This window comes from Streptomyces sp. NPDC101490 (genome assembly GCF_044767145.1).
In the GTDB taxonomy this organism is placed as follows: Bacteria; Actinomycetota; Actinomycetes; order Streptomycetales; family Streptomycetaceae; genus Streptomyces.
Genome location: NZ_JBIWNI010000002.1, coordinates 482,027 through 498,010, shown reverse-complemented (window position 1 = coordinate 498,010; position 15,984 = coordinate 482,027). Strand labels below are relative to the sequence as shown.

11 protein-coding genes are annotated in these 15,984 nt (G+C 66.7%); all 11 read left to right on the top strand.

The features are described 5' to 3' along the window. Nucleotides 1–102: 102 nt before the first annotated feature. The 11 genes from rplK to fusA all read left to right on the top strand — a co-directional run bounded on the left by rplK (nt 103) and on the right by fusA (nt 15,974). Complete coding sequence (gene rplK, locus ACIRQY_RS06070) at nt 103–537, top strand: 50S ribosomal protein L11 (protein WP_266895354.1); 435 nt, start codon at nt 103–105, stop codon at nt 535–537. 85 nt (nt 538–622) lie between these two features. After that, nucleotides 623–1,351, top strand: a complete 729-nt coding sequence (rplA, locus tag ACIRQY_RS06065; RefSeq protein ID WP_351792981.1) for a 50S ribosomal protein L1 — start codon at nt 623–625, stop codon at nt 1,349–1,351. A 117-nt stretch (nt 1,352–1,468) separates the two neighbouring features. Beyond that, nucleotides 1,469–2,374 (top strand): hypothetical protein, encoded by a 906-nt coding sequence (locus ACIRQY_RS06060; RefSeq protein ID WP_351792984.1) that lies wholly within the window; start codon nt 1,469–1,471, stop codon nt 2,372–2,374. A gap of 247 nt (nt 2,375–2,621) precedes the next feature. Continuing rightward, a complete protein-coding gene (rplJ, locus tag ACIRQY_RS06055; protein ID WP_024755372.1) occupies nt 2,622–3,152 on the top strand; it encodes a 50S ribosomal protein L10 in 531 nt (176 codons plus the stop codon). Between the two features lie 110 nt (nt 3,153–3,262). Then, nucleotides 3,263–3,643, top strand: a complete 381-nt coding sequence (rplL, locus tag ACIRQY_RS06050) for a 50S ribosomal protein L7/L12 (protein WP_351792988.1) — start codon at nt 3,263–3,265, stop codon at nt 3,641–3,643. Between the two features lie 549 nt (nt 3,644–4,192). Continuing rightward, nucleotides 4,193–7,675, top strand: coding sequence for a DNA-directed RNA polymerase subunit beta (gene rpoB, locus ACIRQY_RS06045; protein ID WP_351792991.1), 3,483 nt, complete (start codon nt 4,193–4,195; stop codon nt 7,673–7,675). 100 nt (nt 7,676–7,775) lie between these two features. Beyond that, entirely contained in the window at nt 7,776–11,675 is a 3,900-nt protein-coding gene (locus tag ACIRQY_RS06040) for a DNA-directed RNA polymerase subunit beta' (RefSeq protein WP_351792993.1), read from the top strand. 159 nt (nt 11,676–11,834) lie between these two features. Then, nucleotides 11,835–12,659, top strand: coding sequence for a hypothetical protein (locus ACIRQY_RS06035; protein ID WP_351792995.1), 825 nt, complete (start codon nt 11,835–11,837; stop codon nt 12,657–12,659). Nucleotides 12,660–12,963: 304 nt separating this feature from the next. Then, nucleotides 12,964–13,335, top strand: coding sequence for a 30S ribosomal protein S12 (rpsL, locus tag ACIRQY_RS06030; protein WP_003948652.1), 372 nt, complete (start codon nt 12,964–12,966; stop codon nt 13,333–13,335). Between the two features lie 2 nt (nt 13,336–13,337). Further along, nucleotides 13,338–13,808, top strand: a complete 471-nt coding sequence (gene rpsG, locus ACIRQY_RS06025; protein WP_015035567.1) for a 30S ribosomal protein S7 — start codon at nt 13,338–13,340, stop codon at nt 13,806–13,808. 39 nt (nt 13,809–13,847) lie between these two features. After that, on the top strand, nt 13,848–15,974 hold the full coding sequence (fusA, locus tag ACIRQY_RS06020; protein WP_351792998.1) for an elongation factor G: 2,127 nt from the start codon (nt 13,848–13,850) through the stop codon (nt 15,972–15,974). Nucleotides 15,975–15,984: the final 10 nt, after the last annotated feature.

Here is a 15,984-nt window from a genome sequence, read left to right as displayed (position 1 = left end):
GTTTTTAGCCGCGCGTGTATACCCGTTATCGTTGTGCGGTATGCCTCCATCCGGATGACCGGATGGCGGGCTGAACACTCTCACTAGGACCCGGAGAGAGCAATGCCTCCCAAGAAGAAGAAGGTCACGGGGCTTATCAAGCTCCAGATCAACGCCGGTGCGGCCAACCCGGCCCCGCCGGTCGGCCCCGCGCTCGGTCAGCACGGCGTCAACATCATGGAGTTCTGCAAGGCCTACAACGCCGCGACCGAGTCGCAGCGTGGCATGGTCGTGCCGGTGGAGATCACGGTCTACGACGACCGTTCCTTCACCTTCGTCACGAAGACTCCGCCGGCCGCCAGGCTGATCCTCAAGGCCGCTGGTGTGGACAAGGGCTCCGGCGAGCCGCACAAGACCAAGGTCGCCAAGCTGACGGCCGCCCAGGTCCGCGAGATCGCCACGGTGAAGCTCCCCGACCTGAACGCCAACGACCTGGACGCCGCGTCCAAGATCATCGCTGGCACCGCCCGTTCCATGGGCATCACGGTCGAGGGCTGATCACCTCAGCTCCCCGTTTGACCTCAGTGGTAGGGCCGGCGCTGGCCCGCACCACGACTCCACACCTGAACCAACAGGAGAAGAAGTGAAGCGCAGCAAGGCTCTCCGCTCCGCGGACGCCAAGGTCGACCGCGAGCGGAACTACGCGCCCCTCGAGGCCGTCCGTCTCGCCAAGGACACCGCCAGCACGAAGTTCGACGGCACCGTCGAGGTCGCCTTCCGCCTGGGTGTCGACCCGCGCAAGGCCGACCAGATGGTCCGCGGCACCGTGAACCTCCCGCACGGCACCGGCAAGACCGCCCGGGTCCTGGTCTTCGCGACCGGTGACCGTGCCGAGGCCGCGATCGCCGCCGGCGCCGACATCGTCGGTTCCGACGAGCTCATCGACGAGATCTCCAAGGGCAACCGCCTGAACGAGTTCGACGCCGTGGTGGCCACCCCGGACCTCATGGGCAAGGTCGGCCGCCTCGGCCGCGTCCTCGGCCCGCGTGGTCTCATGCCGAACCCCAAGGTCGGCACCGTCACCCCCGACGTGGCGAAGGCCGTCAACGAGATCAAGGGCGGCAAGATCGAGTTCCGCGTCGACAAGCACTCGAACCTGCACTTCATCATCGGCAAGGTCTCCTTCGACGAGACGAAGCTGGTCGAGAACTACGCCGCGGCCCTGGAGGAGATCCTCCGTCTGAAGCCGTCCGCCGCGAAGGGCCGCTACATCAAGAAGGCGACCCTCGCGACGACGATGGGCCCCGGCATCCCGCTGGACTCCAACCGCACCCGCAACCTCCTCGTCGAGGAGGACCCGGCCGCGGTCTGAGCCCCACAGGCTCACTGAGTGGTCAGCCGGCCCCCCGCCTCCTCGGAGGCGGGGGGCCGGCTCTTTGCTACGGTTAAAGGAATCGCAAAGACCTTTGACCAAGGGGCGGGCACACAGATGAACAAGGCCATGTGGAAGCGTGCGGGCATCACCCTGACGGCCGCCGCCGTCGTGACGGGCCTCGCCGGATGTCAGGACGGGGGCGACAAGGCCTCCGACGCGCCCGCCAAGGCGCAGAGCCAGGAAGACGTCACGAAGGTCATCCAGGCCGCGTACACGAAGACTGCGGCAGCCAAGTCGGCGAAGATCAAGATGACCATGGAGATGCCCGCGGCCGTCGAGGGCGGCGGCACCATGGAGATGACCGGCGTCCAGGGCTGGAACCCCGCGGTGATGGACATCACCGTCAAGGGCTCGATGCTCTCGGCCGGGGGCCCCGGCGCCCCCGAGCAGATGCGCATGGTCGTGCTCGACAACGCCATGTACATGGACATGGGTGCCGCGAAGGCCGCCGAGATGGACGGCAAGCGCTGGATGAAGCTGGACATGAAGGCCATCGCGGAGGCCGCGGGCGGCCAGGCGGCGGGCAAGTCGATGACCGGCGGCCTGGAGAACATGAACCAGGACCCGGCCAAGCAGCTCGCCCTGCTCCTGGAGTCGCCCGACCTGAAGCACGTCGGCCCGGAGAAGGTCGACGGCGTCGACACCCAGCACTACAAGGGCACGCTGACCCTGGAGCAGATGGTCGCCGCCAACAAGAACCTCGACGTGCTCTCCGAGAAGGAGCGCGCCGAGCTGGTCGCCGGGGTCAAGAAGGCCGGGATCAAGGCGTACGACACCCAGGTCTGGGTCAACGCGGACGGCTACCCGGTCCGGATGGACCTCGGCATGAAGATGGACCAGGGCACCGTGAAGATGGGGATGCGCTACTCCGACTACGGCGCCGAGGCCACCGTCCAGGCCCCGCCGGCCAAGGACACCGTGGACCTCTTCGAGATGCTGAAGGGCCTCGGCCAGAGCTGATTTGCCCTGGACCGATCCGGTCGCGTACGCTTCCACAGAAGCCAAAGACCGCTGGTCGTCGCCGCGCCGTCAAGGTGTGGTGGCCGAAGGATTCGCTGAGACGCGAACGACCCGCGCAGGTGACTGTGGAAGAGTTCCCGACTCCTCGTGATTCGGTCGAGCTGAGCCCCGTGCGCCTGCGCCGGGGCGTTTTGTTTTGTTCAGTCCCTTCCGCGCGGTCCCATCACCCGGAAGGAGGCCGACGCTCATGGCAAGGCCCGACAAGGCTGCCGCGGTAGCCGAGCTCAAGGACAAGTTCCAGAGCTCGAGCGCCGTCGTGCTGACCGAGTACCGGGGTCTCACCGTGGCGCAGCTCAAGACGCTGCGTCGTTCGCTCGGTGAGAACGCCCAGTACGCCGTGGTGAAGAACACGCTGACCAAGATTGCGGCCAACGAGGCCGGGATCACCTCGCTCGACGACCAGTTCACCGGTCCGACGGGCGCTGCCTTCATCACCGGTGACCCGGTGGAGTCGGCGAAGGGTCTTCGTGACTTCGCCAAGGAAAACCCGAACCTCATCATCAAGGGCGGTGTCCTTGACGGTAAGGCGCTGACCGCCGATGAGATCAAGAAGCTCGCGGACCTCGAGTCCCGCGAGGTTCTGCTCAGCAAGCTGGCCGGCGCGTTCAAGGGCAAGCAGTCCCAGGCTGCCTCGCTCTTCCAGGCGCTGCCGTCGAAGTTCGTCCGCACCGCGGAAGCGCTTCGCGTCAAGCTCGCCGAGCAGGGCGGTGCCGAGTAATTCGGCTCGCGCATTGATCCGCGCCGCCTAGCGCGCGGGTCGCAGCGGGCCGTTACGCCCGCCTCTACATACATCCGGCACCTGCCGAATTAGTGGAAGGATCGCCCATCATGGCGAAGCTCTCTCAGGACGACCTCCTCGCCCAGTTCGAGGAGATGACCCTCATCGAGCTCTCCGAGTTCGTGAAGGCCTTCGAGGAGAAGTTCGACGTCACCGCCGCCGCGGCCGTCGCCGTCGCCGGCCCGGCCGGTCCGGCCGCCGCCGAGGCCGTCGAGGAGCAGGACGAGTTCGACGTCATCCTCGAGGGTGCCGGCGACAAGAAGATCCAGGTCATCAAGGTCGTGCGTGAGCTGACCTCCCTCGGTCTGAAGGAGGCCAAGGACCTCGTCGACGGCACCCCGAAGCCGGTCCTCGAGAAGGTCGCGAAGGAGGCCGCCGAGAAGGCTGCCGAGTCCCTCAAGGCCGCCGGCGCCTCCGTCACGGTCAAGTAAGACCGTTTCGGCTCGCTGAGCTGACTCCTGCCGCCGTGTAACGCGGAGGCATCGAAAGGCGATCACCCAGATGGGTGGTCGCCTTTCGGCGTTCCCCGGAGACGGGCGTGGCGGGGGTCCCGAGGGCCGTCGGGAGCGGAGTATGGTGATCTTCGCCGTGCGCTCCGCAGACCGGGGGGCCTTGACGAACCGCACGCAGCGCGCAATTCTCAGGACGCGTCGTCACAACGATCCGTTTCCGAGGCATGGATCGACGACTGAACGGGCAGTATCGAGGTGCGCCGCACGGCGCGAGGTACCACGGAGTTGAGAGCAACGAGGGTCGCGAAGAAGTCGCCCTGGACATCAGTGAGCCAAGTGGCTACACTGTCCCTTTGCGCTGCCTGTTAGCTGCCCCCTGCCCGTCACCAGGGGCATACCTTCGCATCAGCTTCGTGGACCGACCCCATCTGACCTGGCCTTCTGGTCGTCTCAGGAAAAGTCTGCCGTGAAGCGTTGCTGGGGACCGGTACGCGCGTAGTGAGTCCGAGCCCTCGGAAGGACCCCCTCTTGGCCGCCTCGCGCAACGCCTCGACCAATACGAACAACGGCGCAAGCACCGCCCCGCTGCGCATCTCCTTTGCAAAGATCAGGGAGCCCCTCGAGGTTCCGAACCTCCTCGCGCTGCAGACCGAGAGCTTTGACTGGCTGCTCGGCAACGCCGCCTGGAAGGCTCGCGTCGAAGCGGCCCTCGAGTCGGGACGGGACGTCCCCACGAAGTCCGGCCTGGAGGAGATCTTCGAGGAGATCTCCCCGATCGAGGACTTCTCCGGGTCGATGTCGCTGACTTTCCGCGACCACCGTTTCGAGCCCCCGAAGAACTCGATCGACGAGTGCAAGGACCGTGACTTCACGTACGGCGCCCCGCTCTTCGTCACCGCCGAGTTCACGAACAACGAGACCGGCGAGATCAAGTCCCAGACGGTCTTCATGGGCGACTTCCCGCTCATGACGAACAAGGGCACCTTCGTCATCAACGGCACCGAGCGTGTCGTGGTGTCGCAGCTGGTCCGTTCGCCCGGTGTCTACTTCGACTCCTCCATCGACAAGACGTCCGACAAGGACATCTTCTCCGCCAAGATCATCCCCTCCCGGGGTGCCTGGCTGGAGATGGAGATCGACAAGCGCGACCTGGTCGGTGTCCGCATCGACCGCAAGCGCAAGCAGTCCGTCACCGTCCTCCTGAAGGCCCTCGGCTGGACCACCGAGCAGATCCTCCAGGAGTTCGGCGAGTACGAGTCCATGCGCGCCACCCTGGAGAAGGACCACACCCAGGGCCAGGACGACGCGCTGCTCGACATCTACCGCAAGCTGCGTCCGGGCGAGCCGCCGACCCGTGAGGCCGCTCAGACGCTGCTCGAGAACCTCTACTTCAACCCGAAGCGCTACGACCTCGCGAAGGTCGGCCGCTACAAGGTGAACAAGAAGCTCGGCGCGGACGAGCCGCTGAACGCCGGCGTCCTCACCACCGACGACGTCATCGCCACGATCAGGTACCTGGTCAAGCTCCACGCGGGCGAGACCGAGACGATCGGCGAGAACGGCAACGAGATCGTCGTCGAGACCGACGACATCGACCACTTCGGCAACCGCCGCCTGCGCAACGTCGGCGAGCTGATCCAGAACCAGGTCCGTACGGGTCTCGCCCGTATGGAGCGCGTCGTGCGCGAGCGCATGACCACTCAGGACGTCGAGGCGATCACGCCGCAGACCCTGATCAACATCCGGCCGGTCGTCGCCTCCATCAAGGAGTTCTTCGGCACCAGCCAGCTGTCCCAGTTCATGGACCAGAACAACCCGCTGTCGGGTCTGACGCACAAGCGTCGTCTCTCGGCGCTGGGCCCCGGCGGTCTCTCCCGTGAGCGGGCCGGCTTCGAGGTCCGAGACGTGCACCCGTCCCACTACGGACGCATGTGCCCGATCGAGACCCCCGAAGGCCCGAACATCGGTCTGATCGGTTCGCTCGCCTCGTACGGCCGCGTCAACGCGTTCGGCTTCATCGAGACGCCGTACCGCAAGGTCATCGACGGCCAGGTCACCGACGAGGTCGACTACGTCACCGCCGACGAGGAGGACCGCTTCGTCATCGCGCAGGCCAACGCCGGGCTCGACGACGACCTGCGCTTCACCGAGAACCGCGTCCTGGTCCGCAAGCGTGGCGGCGAGGTCGACTACGTCGAGCCGTCGGACGTGGACTACATGGACGTCTCGCCGCGCCAGATGGTGTCGGTCGCGACCGCCATGATCCCGTTCCTCGAGCACGACGACGCCAACCGTGCCCTCATGGGCGCGAACATGATGCGTCAGGCGGTGCCCCTCATCAAGTCGGAGGCCCCGCTCGTCGGCACCGGCATGGAGTACCGCTGCGCCACCGACGCCGGTGACGTGCTCAAGGCCGAGAAGGACGGTGTCGTCCAGGAGCTGTCGGCCGACTACATCACGGTCGCCAACGACGACGGCACGTACATCACGTACCGCCTGCACAAGTTCTCCCGCTCCAACCAGGGCACCTCTGTGAACCAGAAGGTCGTCGTGGACGAGGGCGACCGCGTCATCGAGGGCCAGGTCCTCGCCGACGGTCCCGCCACCGAAGACGGCGAGATGGCGCTCGGCAAGAACCTCCTCGTGGCGTTCATGCCGTGGGAGGGCCACAACTACGAGGACGCGATCATCCTGTCGCAGCGCCTCGTGCAGGACGACGTCCTCTCCTCGATCCACATCGAGGAGCACGAGGTCGACGCCCGTGACACCAAGCTCGGCCCGGAGGAGATCACCCGGGACATCCCGAACGTCTCCGAGGAGGTCCTCGCCGACCTCGACGAGCGCGGCATCATCCGCATCGGTGCCGAGGTCGTCGCCGGTGACATCCTCGTCGGCAAGGTCACGCCCAAGGGCGAGACCGAGCTGACCCCCGAGGAGCGGCTGCTCCGCGCGATCTTCGGTGAGAAGGCGCGCGAGGTCCGTGACACCTCGCTGAAGGTGCCCCACGGCGAGATCGGCAAGATCATCGGCGTGCGCGTCTTCGACCGCGAGGAGGGCGACGAGCTTCCCCCGGGCGTGAACCAGCTGGTCCGCGTCTACGTCGCCCAGAAGCGCAAGATCACCGATGGTGACAAGCTCGCCGGCCGTCACGGCAACAAGGGCGTCATCTCCAAGATCCTGCCGATCGAGGACATGCCGTTCCTGGAGGACGGCACCCCGGTCGACATCATCCTCAACCCGCTGGGTGTCCCGTCCCGAATGAACCCGGGACAGGTCCTGGAGATCCACCTCGGCTGGCTCGCCAGCCGCGGCTGGGACGTCTCCGGCCTCGCGGACGAGTGGGCGCAGCGCCTCCAGGCCATCGGTGCCGACCAGGTCGCCCCCGGCACCAACGTCGCCACCCCGGTCTTCGACGGTGCGCGCGAGGACGAGCTCGCGGGTCTGCTCCAGCACACCATCCCGAACCGCGACGGCGAGCGCATGGTGCTCCCGACCGGCAAGGCGAGGCTGTTCGACGGCCGCTCCGGCGAGCCGTTCCCGGAGCCGGTCTCGGTCGGCTACATGTACATCCTCAAGCTCCACCACCTGGTCGACGACAAGCTCCACGCGCGTTCGACCGGCCCGTACTCCATGATCACCCAGCAGCCGCTGGGTGGTAAGGCCCAGTTCGGTGGCCAGCGCTTCGGTGAGATGGAGGTGTGGGCGCTGGAGGCTTATGGCGCCGCGTACGCCCTCCAGGAGCTGCTGACGATCAAGTCCGACGACGTGACCGGCCGCGTGAAGGTCTACGAGGCCATCGTCAAGGGCGAGAACATCCCTGAGCCCGGCATCCCCGAGTCCTTCAAGGTGCTCATCAAGGAGATGCAGTCCCTGTGCCTCAACGTGGAGGTGCTGTCCTCGGACGGCATGTCCATCGAGATGCGCGACACCGACGAGGACGTCTTCCGCGCAGCGGAGGAGCTCGGCATCGACCTGTCCCGGCGTGAGCCGAGCAGCGTCGAAGAGGTCTGACGGGAGTTCGGCGGCGGGGACCAGTCACGGTCCCCCCGCCGGCCCCAGGACCCCCGTATCAGACCCCAAGCCTTACAACCCTGAGAGGGATTGACGCATAGTGCTCGACGTCAACTTCTTCGACGAGCTCCGGATCGGTCTGGCCACCGCTGACGACATCCGTCAGTGGAGCCACGGCGAGGTCAAGAAGCCGGAGACCATCAACTACCGCACGCTCAAGCCCGAGAAGGACGGACTCTTCTGCGAGAAGATCTTCGGTCCGACCCGGGACTGGGAGTGCTACTGCGGCAAGTACAAGCGTGTCCGCTTCAAGGGCATCATCTGTGAGCGGTGTGGCGTCGAGGTCACCCGCGCGAAGGTGCGCCGCGAGCGGATGGGCCACATCGAGCTCGCCGCCCCGGTCACCCACATCTGGTACTTCAAGGGCGTTCCGTCGCGCCTCGGCTACCTGCTCGACCTCGCCCCGAAGGACCTCGAGAAGGTCATCTACTTCGCGGCGTACATGATCACGTACGTCGACGACGAGCGTCGTACGCGTGACCTGCCCTCCCTGGAGGCGCACGTCTCCGTCGAGCGCCAGCAGATCGAGAACCGCCGCGACTCCGACCTGGAGGCCCGCGCCAAGAAGCTCGAGAACGACCTCGCCGAGCTCGAGGCCGAGGGTGCCAAGGCCGATGTGCGCCGCAAGGTGCGCGAGGGTGCCGAGCGCGAGATGAAGCAGCTGCGCGACCGTGCGCAGCGCGAGATCGACCGTCTGGACGAGGTCTGGGCGCGCTTCAAGAACCTCAAGGTCCAGGACCTGGAGGGCGACGAGCTCCTCTACCGCGAGCTGCGTGACCGCTTCGGCACGTACTTCGACGGTTCGATGGGTGCCGCGGCGCTGCAGAAGCGCCTGGAGTCCTTCGACCTGGAGCAGGAGGCCGAGCGCCTCCGCGAGATCATCCGCACCGGCAAGGGCCAGAAGAAGACCCGTGCGCTCAAGCGCCTCAAGGTCGTCTCCGCGTTCCTGCAGACCGCGAACAGCCCCAAGGGCATGGTTCTCGACTGCGTGCCGGTCATCCCGCCGGACCTGCGTCCGATGGTGCAGCTGGACGGTGGCCGCTTCGCGACCTCCGACCTGAACGACCTGTACCGCCGCGTGATCAACCGCAACAACCGTCTGAAGCGTCTGCTCGACCTCGGTGCCCCCGAGATCATCGTGAACAACGAGAAGCGGATGCTCCAGGAGGCGGTCGACGCCCTCTTCGACAACGGCCGTCGCGGTCGCCCGGTCACGGGCCCCGGCAACCGTCCGCTGAAGTCCCTCAGCGACATGCTGAAGGGCAAGCAGGGTCGTTTCCGTCAGAACCTGCTCGGCAAGCGTGTCGACTACTCGGCGCGTTCCGTCATCGTCGTCGGCCCGCAGCTCAAGCTGCACCAGTGCGGTCTGCCGAAGGCCATGGCGCTGGAGCTCTTCAAGCCGTTCGTGATGAAGCGCCTGGTCGACCTGAACCACGCGCAGAACATCAAGAGCGCCAAGCGGATGGTCGAGCGCGGCCGCACGGTCGTGTACGACGTCCTCGAAGAGGTCATCGCCGAGCACCCGGTCCTGCTGAACCGTGCGCCCACGCTGCACCGCCTCGGCATCCAGGCCTTCGAGCCGCAGCTGGTCGAGGGCAAGGCCATCCAGATCCACCCGCTCGTCTGCACCGCGTTCAACGCGGACTTCGACGGTGACCAGATGGCCGTGCACCTGCCGCTCTCCGCGGAGGCGCAGGCCGAGGCCCGCATCCTGATGCTGTCCTCGAACAACATCCTGAAGCCCGCCGACGGCCGTCCGGTGACGATGCCGACCCAGGACATGGTCCTCGGTCTGTTCTTCCTCACCACCGACGGCGAGCTGCGCGACACCAAGGGCGAGGGCCGTGCGTTCGGCTCCACGGCCGAGGCGACCATGGCGTTCGACGCGGGCGAGCTGGCGCTGCAGTCGCAGATCGACATCCGCTTCCCGGTCGGCACCATCGCTCCCCGTGGCTGGGTCCCCCCGGTCACCGAGGAGGGCGAGCCGGAGTGGCAGCAGGGTGACTCGTTCCGCCTGCGCACCTCGCTGGGCCGCGCGCTCTTCAACGAGCTGCTGCCCGAGGACTACCCGTTCGTCGACTACTCCGTCGGCAAGAAGCAGCTCTCCGAGATCGTCAACGACCTCGCCGAGCGCTACCCCAAGGTCATCGTGGCGGCGACGCTCGACAACCTGAAGGCGGCGGGCTTCTACTGGGCGACCCGTTCCGGTGTCACCGTGGCCATCTCCGACGTCGTCGTGCCCGAGGCCAAGAAGGCCATCGTCAAGGGCTACGAGGAGCAGGACGAGAAGGTCCAGAAGCAGTACGAGCGCGGTCTGATCACCAAGGAAGAGCGCACGCAGGAGCTCATCGCGATCTGGACCAAGGCGACCAACGAGGTCGCCGAGGCGATGAACGCGAACTTCCCGAAGACGAACCCCATCTTCATGATGGTCGACTCGGGTGCCCGAGGAAACATGATGCAGATGCGTCAGATCGCGGGTATGCGTGGTCTGGTGTCGAACGCGAAGAACGAGACGATCCCGCGTCCCATCAAGGCGTCCTTCCGTGAGGGCCTCACCGTTCTGGAGTACTTCATCTCCACGCACGGTGCCCGTAAGGGTCTGGCGGACACCGCCCTGCGTACCGCCGACTCGGGTTACCTGACCCGTCGTCTGGTGGACGTCTCGCAGGACGTGATCATCCGCGAGGAGGACTGTGGCACCGAGCGCGGTCTGAAGCTGCGGATCGCCGAGCGCGGCGCCGACAACGTGCTGCGCAAGACGGACGACGTCGAGACCTCCGTGTACGCGCGGATGCTCGCCGAGGACGTCGTCGTGGACGGCAAGGTCATCGCGCCGGCCAACGTCGACCTGGGTGACGTGCTCATCGACGCCCTGGTCAACGCGGGCGTCGAAGAGGTCAAGACCCGCTCGGTCCTGACCTGTGAGTCGGCCGTCGGCACCTGTGCCTTCTGCTACGGCCGTTCGCTCGCCACCGGCAAGCTGGTCGACATCGGTGAGGCGGTCGGCATCATCGCCGCCCAGTCCATCGGTGAGCCCGGTACCCAGCTGACGATGCGTACCTTCCACACCGGTGGTGTGGCCGGTGACGACATCACCCAGGGTCTGCCGCGTGTCGTCGAGCTCTTCGAGGCGCGTCAGCCCAAGGGTGTCGCCCCGATCTCGGAGGCGGCCGGCCGCGTCCGCATCGAGGAGACCGAGAAGACCAAGAAGCTCGTCGTCACCCCGGACGACGGCACCGAAGAGACGGCGTTCCCGATCTCGAAGCGTGCCCGTCTGCTCGTGGGCGAGGGCGACCACGTCGAGGTGGGCCAGAAGCTCACCGTGGGTGCCACCAACCCGCACGACGTGCTGCGCATCCTGGGTCAGCGCGCGGTCCAGATCCACCTGGTCGCCGAGGTCCAGAAGGTCTACAACTCGCAGGGCGTGACGATCCACGACAAGCACATCGAGATCATCATCCGGCAGATGCTCCGCCGCGTGACGATCATCGAGTCCGGCGACGCGGAACTGCTGCCGGGCGAGCTCGTCGAGCGCTCGAAGTTCGAGACCGAGAACCGTCGTGTGGTCACCGAGGGCGGTCACCCCGCCTCCGGCCGTCCGCAGCTGATGGGTATCACCAAGGCCTCGCTGGCGACGGAGTCCTGGCTGTCGGCCGCCTCCTTCCAGGAGACGACCCGAGTGCTGACGGACGCGGCGATCAACGCCAAGTCCGACAGCCTCATCGGCCTCAAGGAGAACGTCATCATCGGTAAGCTCATCCCGGCCGGTACGGGTCTCGCCCGCTACCGCAACATCCGGGTGGAGCCGACCGAGGAGGCCAAGGCCGCGATGTACTCGGCCGTCGGCTACGACGACATCGACTACTCGCCGTTCGGCTCGGGCTCCGGCCAGGCCGTGCCGCTGGAGGACTACGACTACGGTCCGTACAACCAGTAAGCAGTAGTGGTACCGGAGGGCGGCCGTCCCGTGAGGGGCGGCCGCCCTCCGGCGTTCCCGTCGGAGGTAGGTTGGCGGCCACCCGCCAGCGGTACCCGCCCGGGGCCGCCCCGCCGGGCCGCCGCCGGGCCGGGGAGCCGTCCGACCGAGGAGCCGCCCGTGCCCGCCCGACCCCGTCTGCTGTACGTCACCGACCTCACCTATCCGGCCCGGGGTCGGCGGTACGGGGACGAGGACACCCTGCTCACCGCCCGGCTGCGGGAGAGCTTCGACCTGGCTCTCTGCCATCCGCTGGACGCCCCCGCCCTGATGGACGCCTTCGACGCCGTCGTCGTCCGCAACAGCGGGCCCGTCCTGGCGTACCGCGCGGCGCACGAGGAGTTCCGGGCCCGCGCCCTGGAGCGGGGCACCCGCGTCTACAACCCGCTGCACGGGCGCGGTGACATGGCGGGCAAGCAGTACCTGCTCGACCTGACGGCCGAGGGCTACCCGGTGATACCCACCGTGGAGCGGGTGGAGGACCTGCACCTGTTGCCGGAGGCCGCCCTGTACGCGGTCAAGCCCAAGGACGGCGCGGACTCGCTGGGCCTGCGCTTCCTGCCGTACGGGGAACTGGCGGGCCTCGACCTGGACGGGCTGCTCGTCCAGCCGAAGGTGGAATTCCGCTACGAGGTGTCCTTCGTCTACGTGGACGACCGGTTCCAGTACGCGCTCCACACCCCCGACCCCGCCCGCCGCTGGGTCCTGGAGCCGTACGAGCCGACCGGCGAGGACCTCGCCTTCGCGCGCCGCTTCCTCGACTGGAACGCCCTGGGCCACGGGGTCCAGCGGGTGGACGCCTGCCGGGCGCCCGGGGGAGAGCTGCTGCTCGTGGAGCTGGAGGACCTCAACCCGTACCTCTCGCTCGATCTGGTGCCGGAGGAGACCCGGGAACGGTTCGCCGTCGAGCTGTCGGACTCGCTGCTGCGGTTCCTCGCCGGGTGACCGGGGCGGCACGCTCCGTCGCCGGTCAGGGGGGCCGGGGCCGGTGTGACACGGGTCGCTGACCTGCGCGTGGGCATTTGTTTTGACCGGAGTCCATGCGATAGGTACGCTCATGCCTTGTGCCTGGGGTGTGCCTGGGCTCGTGTGCGTGTCTTCAACCGCACCGCGAGTCCGTCACCGGCCACCGCGATTCCGCGCCTTTCCCGCTTCGGCGGGAGGCTGCGAGATCCGACACACCCGACCGCGTGGGTCGGCGAATGTTCCAGGTTAGTTTCACCGACGGCACACAGAAACCGGAGAAGTAGTGCCTACGATCCAGCAGCTGGTCCGGAAGGGCCGGCAGGACAAGGTCGAGAAGAACAAGACGCCCGCACTTGAGGGTTCCCCTCAGCGTCGCGGCGTCTGCACGCGTGTGTTCACGACCACCCCGAAGAAGCCGAACTCGGCGCTCCGTAAGGTCGCGCGTGTGCGTCTGACCTCCGGCATCGAGGTCACGGCCTACATCCCGGGTGAGGGTCACAACCTGCAGGAGCACTCGATCGTGCTCGTGCGCGGTGGCCGTGTGAAGGACCTGCCGGGTGTTCGTTACAAGATCATCCGTGGTTCCCTCGACACGCAGGGCGTCAAGAACCGTAAGCAGGCTCGCAGCCGCTACGGCGCCAAGAAGGAGAAGTAAGAATGCCTCGTAAGGGCCCCGCCCCGAAGCGCCCGGTCATCATCGACCCGGTCTACAGCTCTCCTCTTGTCACCTCGCTGATCAACAAGATCCTGCTGGACGGCAAGCGTTCCACCGCCGAGCGCATCGTGTACGGCGCCATGGAGGGTCTTCGCGAGAAGACCGGCCAGGACCCGGTCATCACGCTGAAGCGCGCGCTGGAGAACGTCAAGCCGGCTCTTGAGGTCAAGTCCCGCCGTGTCGGTGGCGCCACCTACCAGGTGCCGATCGAGGTCAAGCCGGGCCGCGCGTCCACGCTGGCCCTCCGCTGGCTCGTCGGTTACTCCCGCGCCCGTCGCGAGAAGACCATGACCGAGCGCCTCATGAACGAGCTCCTCGACGCCTCGAACGGGCTCGGAGCCGCGGTCAAGAAGCGTGAGGACACGCACAAGATGGCCGAGTCCAACAAGGCCTTCGCGCACTACCGCTGGTAGTCGCAACCCACATCGAGACCGAGAGAAGACTGAAGCCTTATGGCTACCACTTCGCTTGACCTGGGCAAGGTGCGCAACATTGGCATCATGGCCCACATCGACGCGGGCAAGACGACCACCACCGAGCGGATCCTGTTCTACACCGGCGTCTCGTACAAGATCGGTGAGGTCCACGACGGCGCTGCCACGATGGACTGGATGGAGCAGGAGCAGGAGCGCGGCATCACGATCACGTCGGCCGCGACGACCTGCCACTGGTCGCTCGAGGACGTCGATCACACGATCAACATCATCGACACGCCGGGTCACGTCGACTTCACCGTCGAGGTGGAGCGTTCCCTGCGCGTGCTCGACGGTGCTGTCACCGTGTTCGACGGTGTCGCTGGTGTCGAGCCCCAGTCCGAGACTGTCTGGCGTCAGGCGGACCGCTACGGCGTTCCGCGTATCTGCTTCGTCAACAAGCTCGACCGCACCGGTGCCGACTTCCTGCGCTGCGTCGACATGATCGTGGGCCGCCTCGGCGCCACCCCGATCGTCATGCAGCTCCCGATCGGTGCCGAGGCCGACTTCCAGGGTGTCGTCGACCTCGTCCGCATGAAGGCGCTCGTCTGGTCCGCCGACGCGAGCAAGGGCGAGATGTACGACGTAGTCGACATCCCGGCCGACCTCGCAGAGCTGGCCGAGGAGTACCGCGCCAAGCTCGTCGAGACCGTCTCCGAGAACGACGAGCAGCTCATGGAGCTCTTCCTGGAGGGCATCGAGCCCACCGAGGAGCAGCTCTACGCGGCCGTCCGCCGCATCACCATCGCTTCCGGCAAGGGCGGCGACACCACGGTCACCCCGGTGTTCTGTGGTACCGCGTTCAAGAACAAGGGCGTCCAGCCCCTGCTCGACGCTGTCGTCCGCTACCTGCCGTCGCCCCTGGACGTCGAGGCCATCGAGGGCCACGACGTCAAGGACCCCGAGGTCGTCGTCAAGCGCAAGCCGTCCGACGACGAGCCGCTGTCGGCCCTCGCGTTCAAGATCGCGAGCGACCCGCACCTCGGCAAGCTCACCTTCGTCCGGATCTACTCCGGTCGCCTGGAGGCCGGCACCGCGGTGCTGAACTCCGTCAAGGGCAAGAAGGAGCGCATCGGCAAGATCTACCGCATGCACGCGAACAAGCGTGAGGAGATCGACTCGGTGGGCGCCGGCGACATCATCGCCGTGATGGGCCTGAAGCAGACCACCACCGGTGAGACGCTGTGCGACGACAAGAACCCGGTGATCCTGGAGTCCATGGACTTCCCGGCGCCGGTCATCCAGGTCGCGATCGAGCCCAAGTCCAAGGGTGACCAGGAGAAGCTGGGTGTAGCCATCCAGCGTCTCGCGGAGGAGGACCCCTCCTTCCAGGTCCACTCGGACGAGGAGACCGGCCAGACCATCATCGGTGGCATGGGCGAGCTCCACCTCGACATCCTCGTCGACCGTATGCGTCGCGAGTTCAAGGTCGAGGCGAACGTCGGCAAGCCGCAGGTCGCGTACCGCGAGACGATCCGCAAGACCGTCGAGCGCGTGGACTACACCCACAAGAAGCAGACCGGTGGTACCGGTCAGTTCGCCAAGGTGCAGATCGCGATCGAGCCCATCGAGGGTGGCGACGCCTCCTACGAGTTCGTGAACAAGGTCACCGGTGGCCGCATCCCGAAGGAGTACATCCCTTCGGTCGACGCGGGTGCGCAGGAGGCCATGCAGTTCGGCATCCTGGCCGGCTACGAGATGACTGGCGTCCGCGTCATCCTTCTCGACGGTGGCTACCACGAGGTCGACTCCTCCGAGCTCGCGTTCAAGATCGCGGGTTCGCAGGCCTTCAAGGAGGCCGCGCGGAAGGCTTCGCCGGTCATCCTCGAGCCCATGATGTCCGTCGAGGTCACCACGCCCGAGGACTACATGGGTGAGGTCATCGGCGACATCAACTCCCGCCGTGGCCAGATCCAGGCCATGGAGGAGCGCAGCGGCGCTCGCGTCGTGAAGGGCCTCGTGCCCCTTTCGGAGATGTTCGGCTACGTCGGAGACCTCCGCAGCAAGACCTCGGGTCGCGCAAGCTACTCGATGCAGTTCGACTCCTACGCCGAGGTTCCGCGGAACGTCGCCGAGGAGATCATCGCGAAGGCCAAGGGCGAGTAACTCTTCCGAG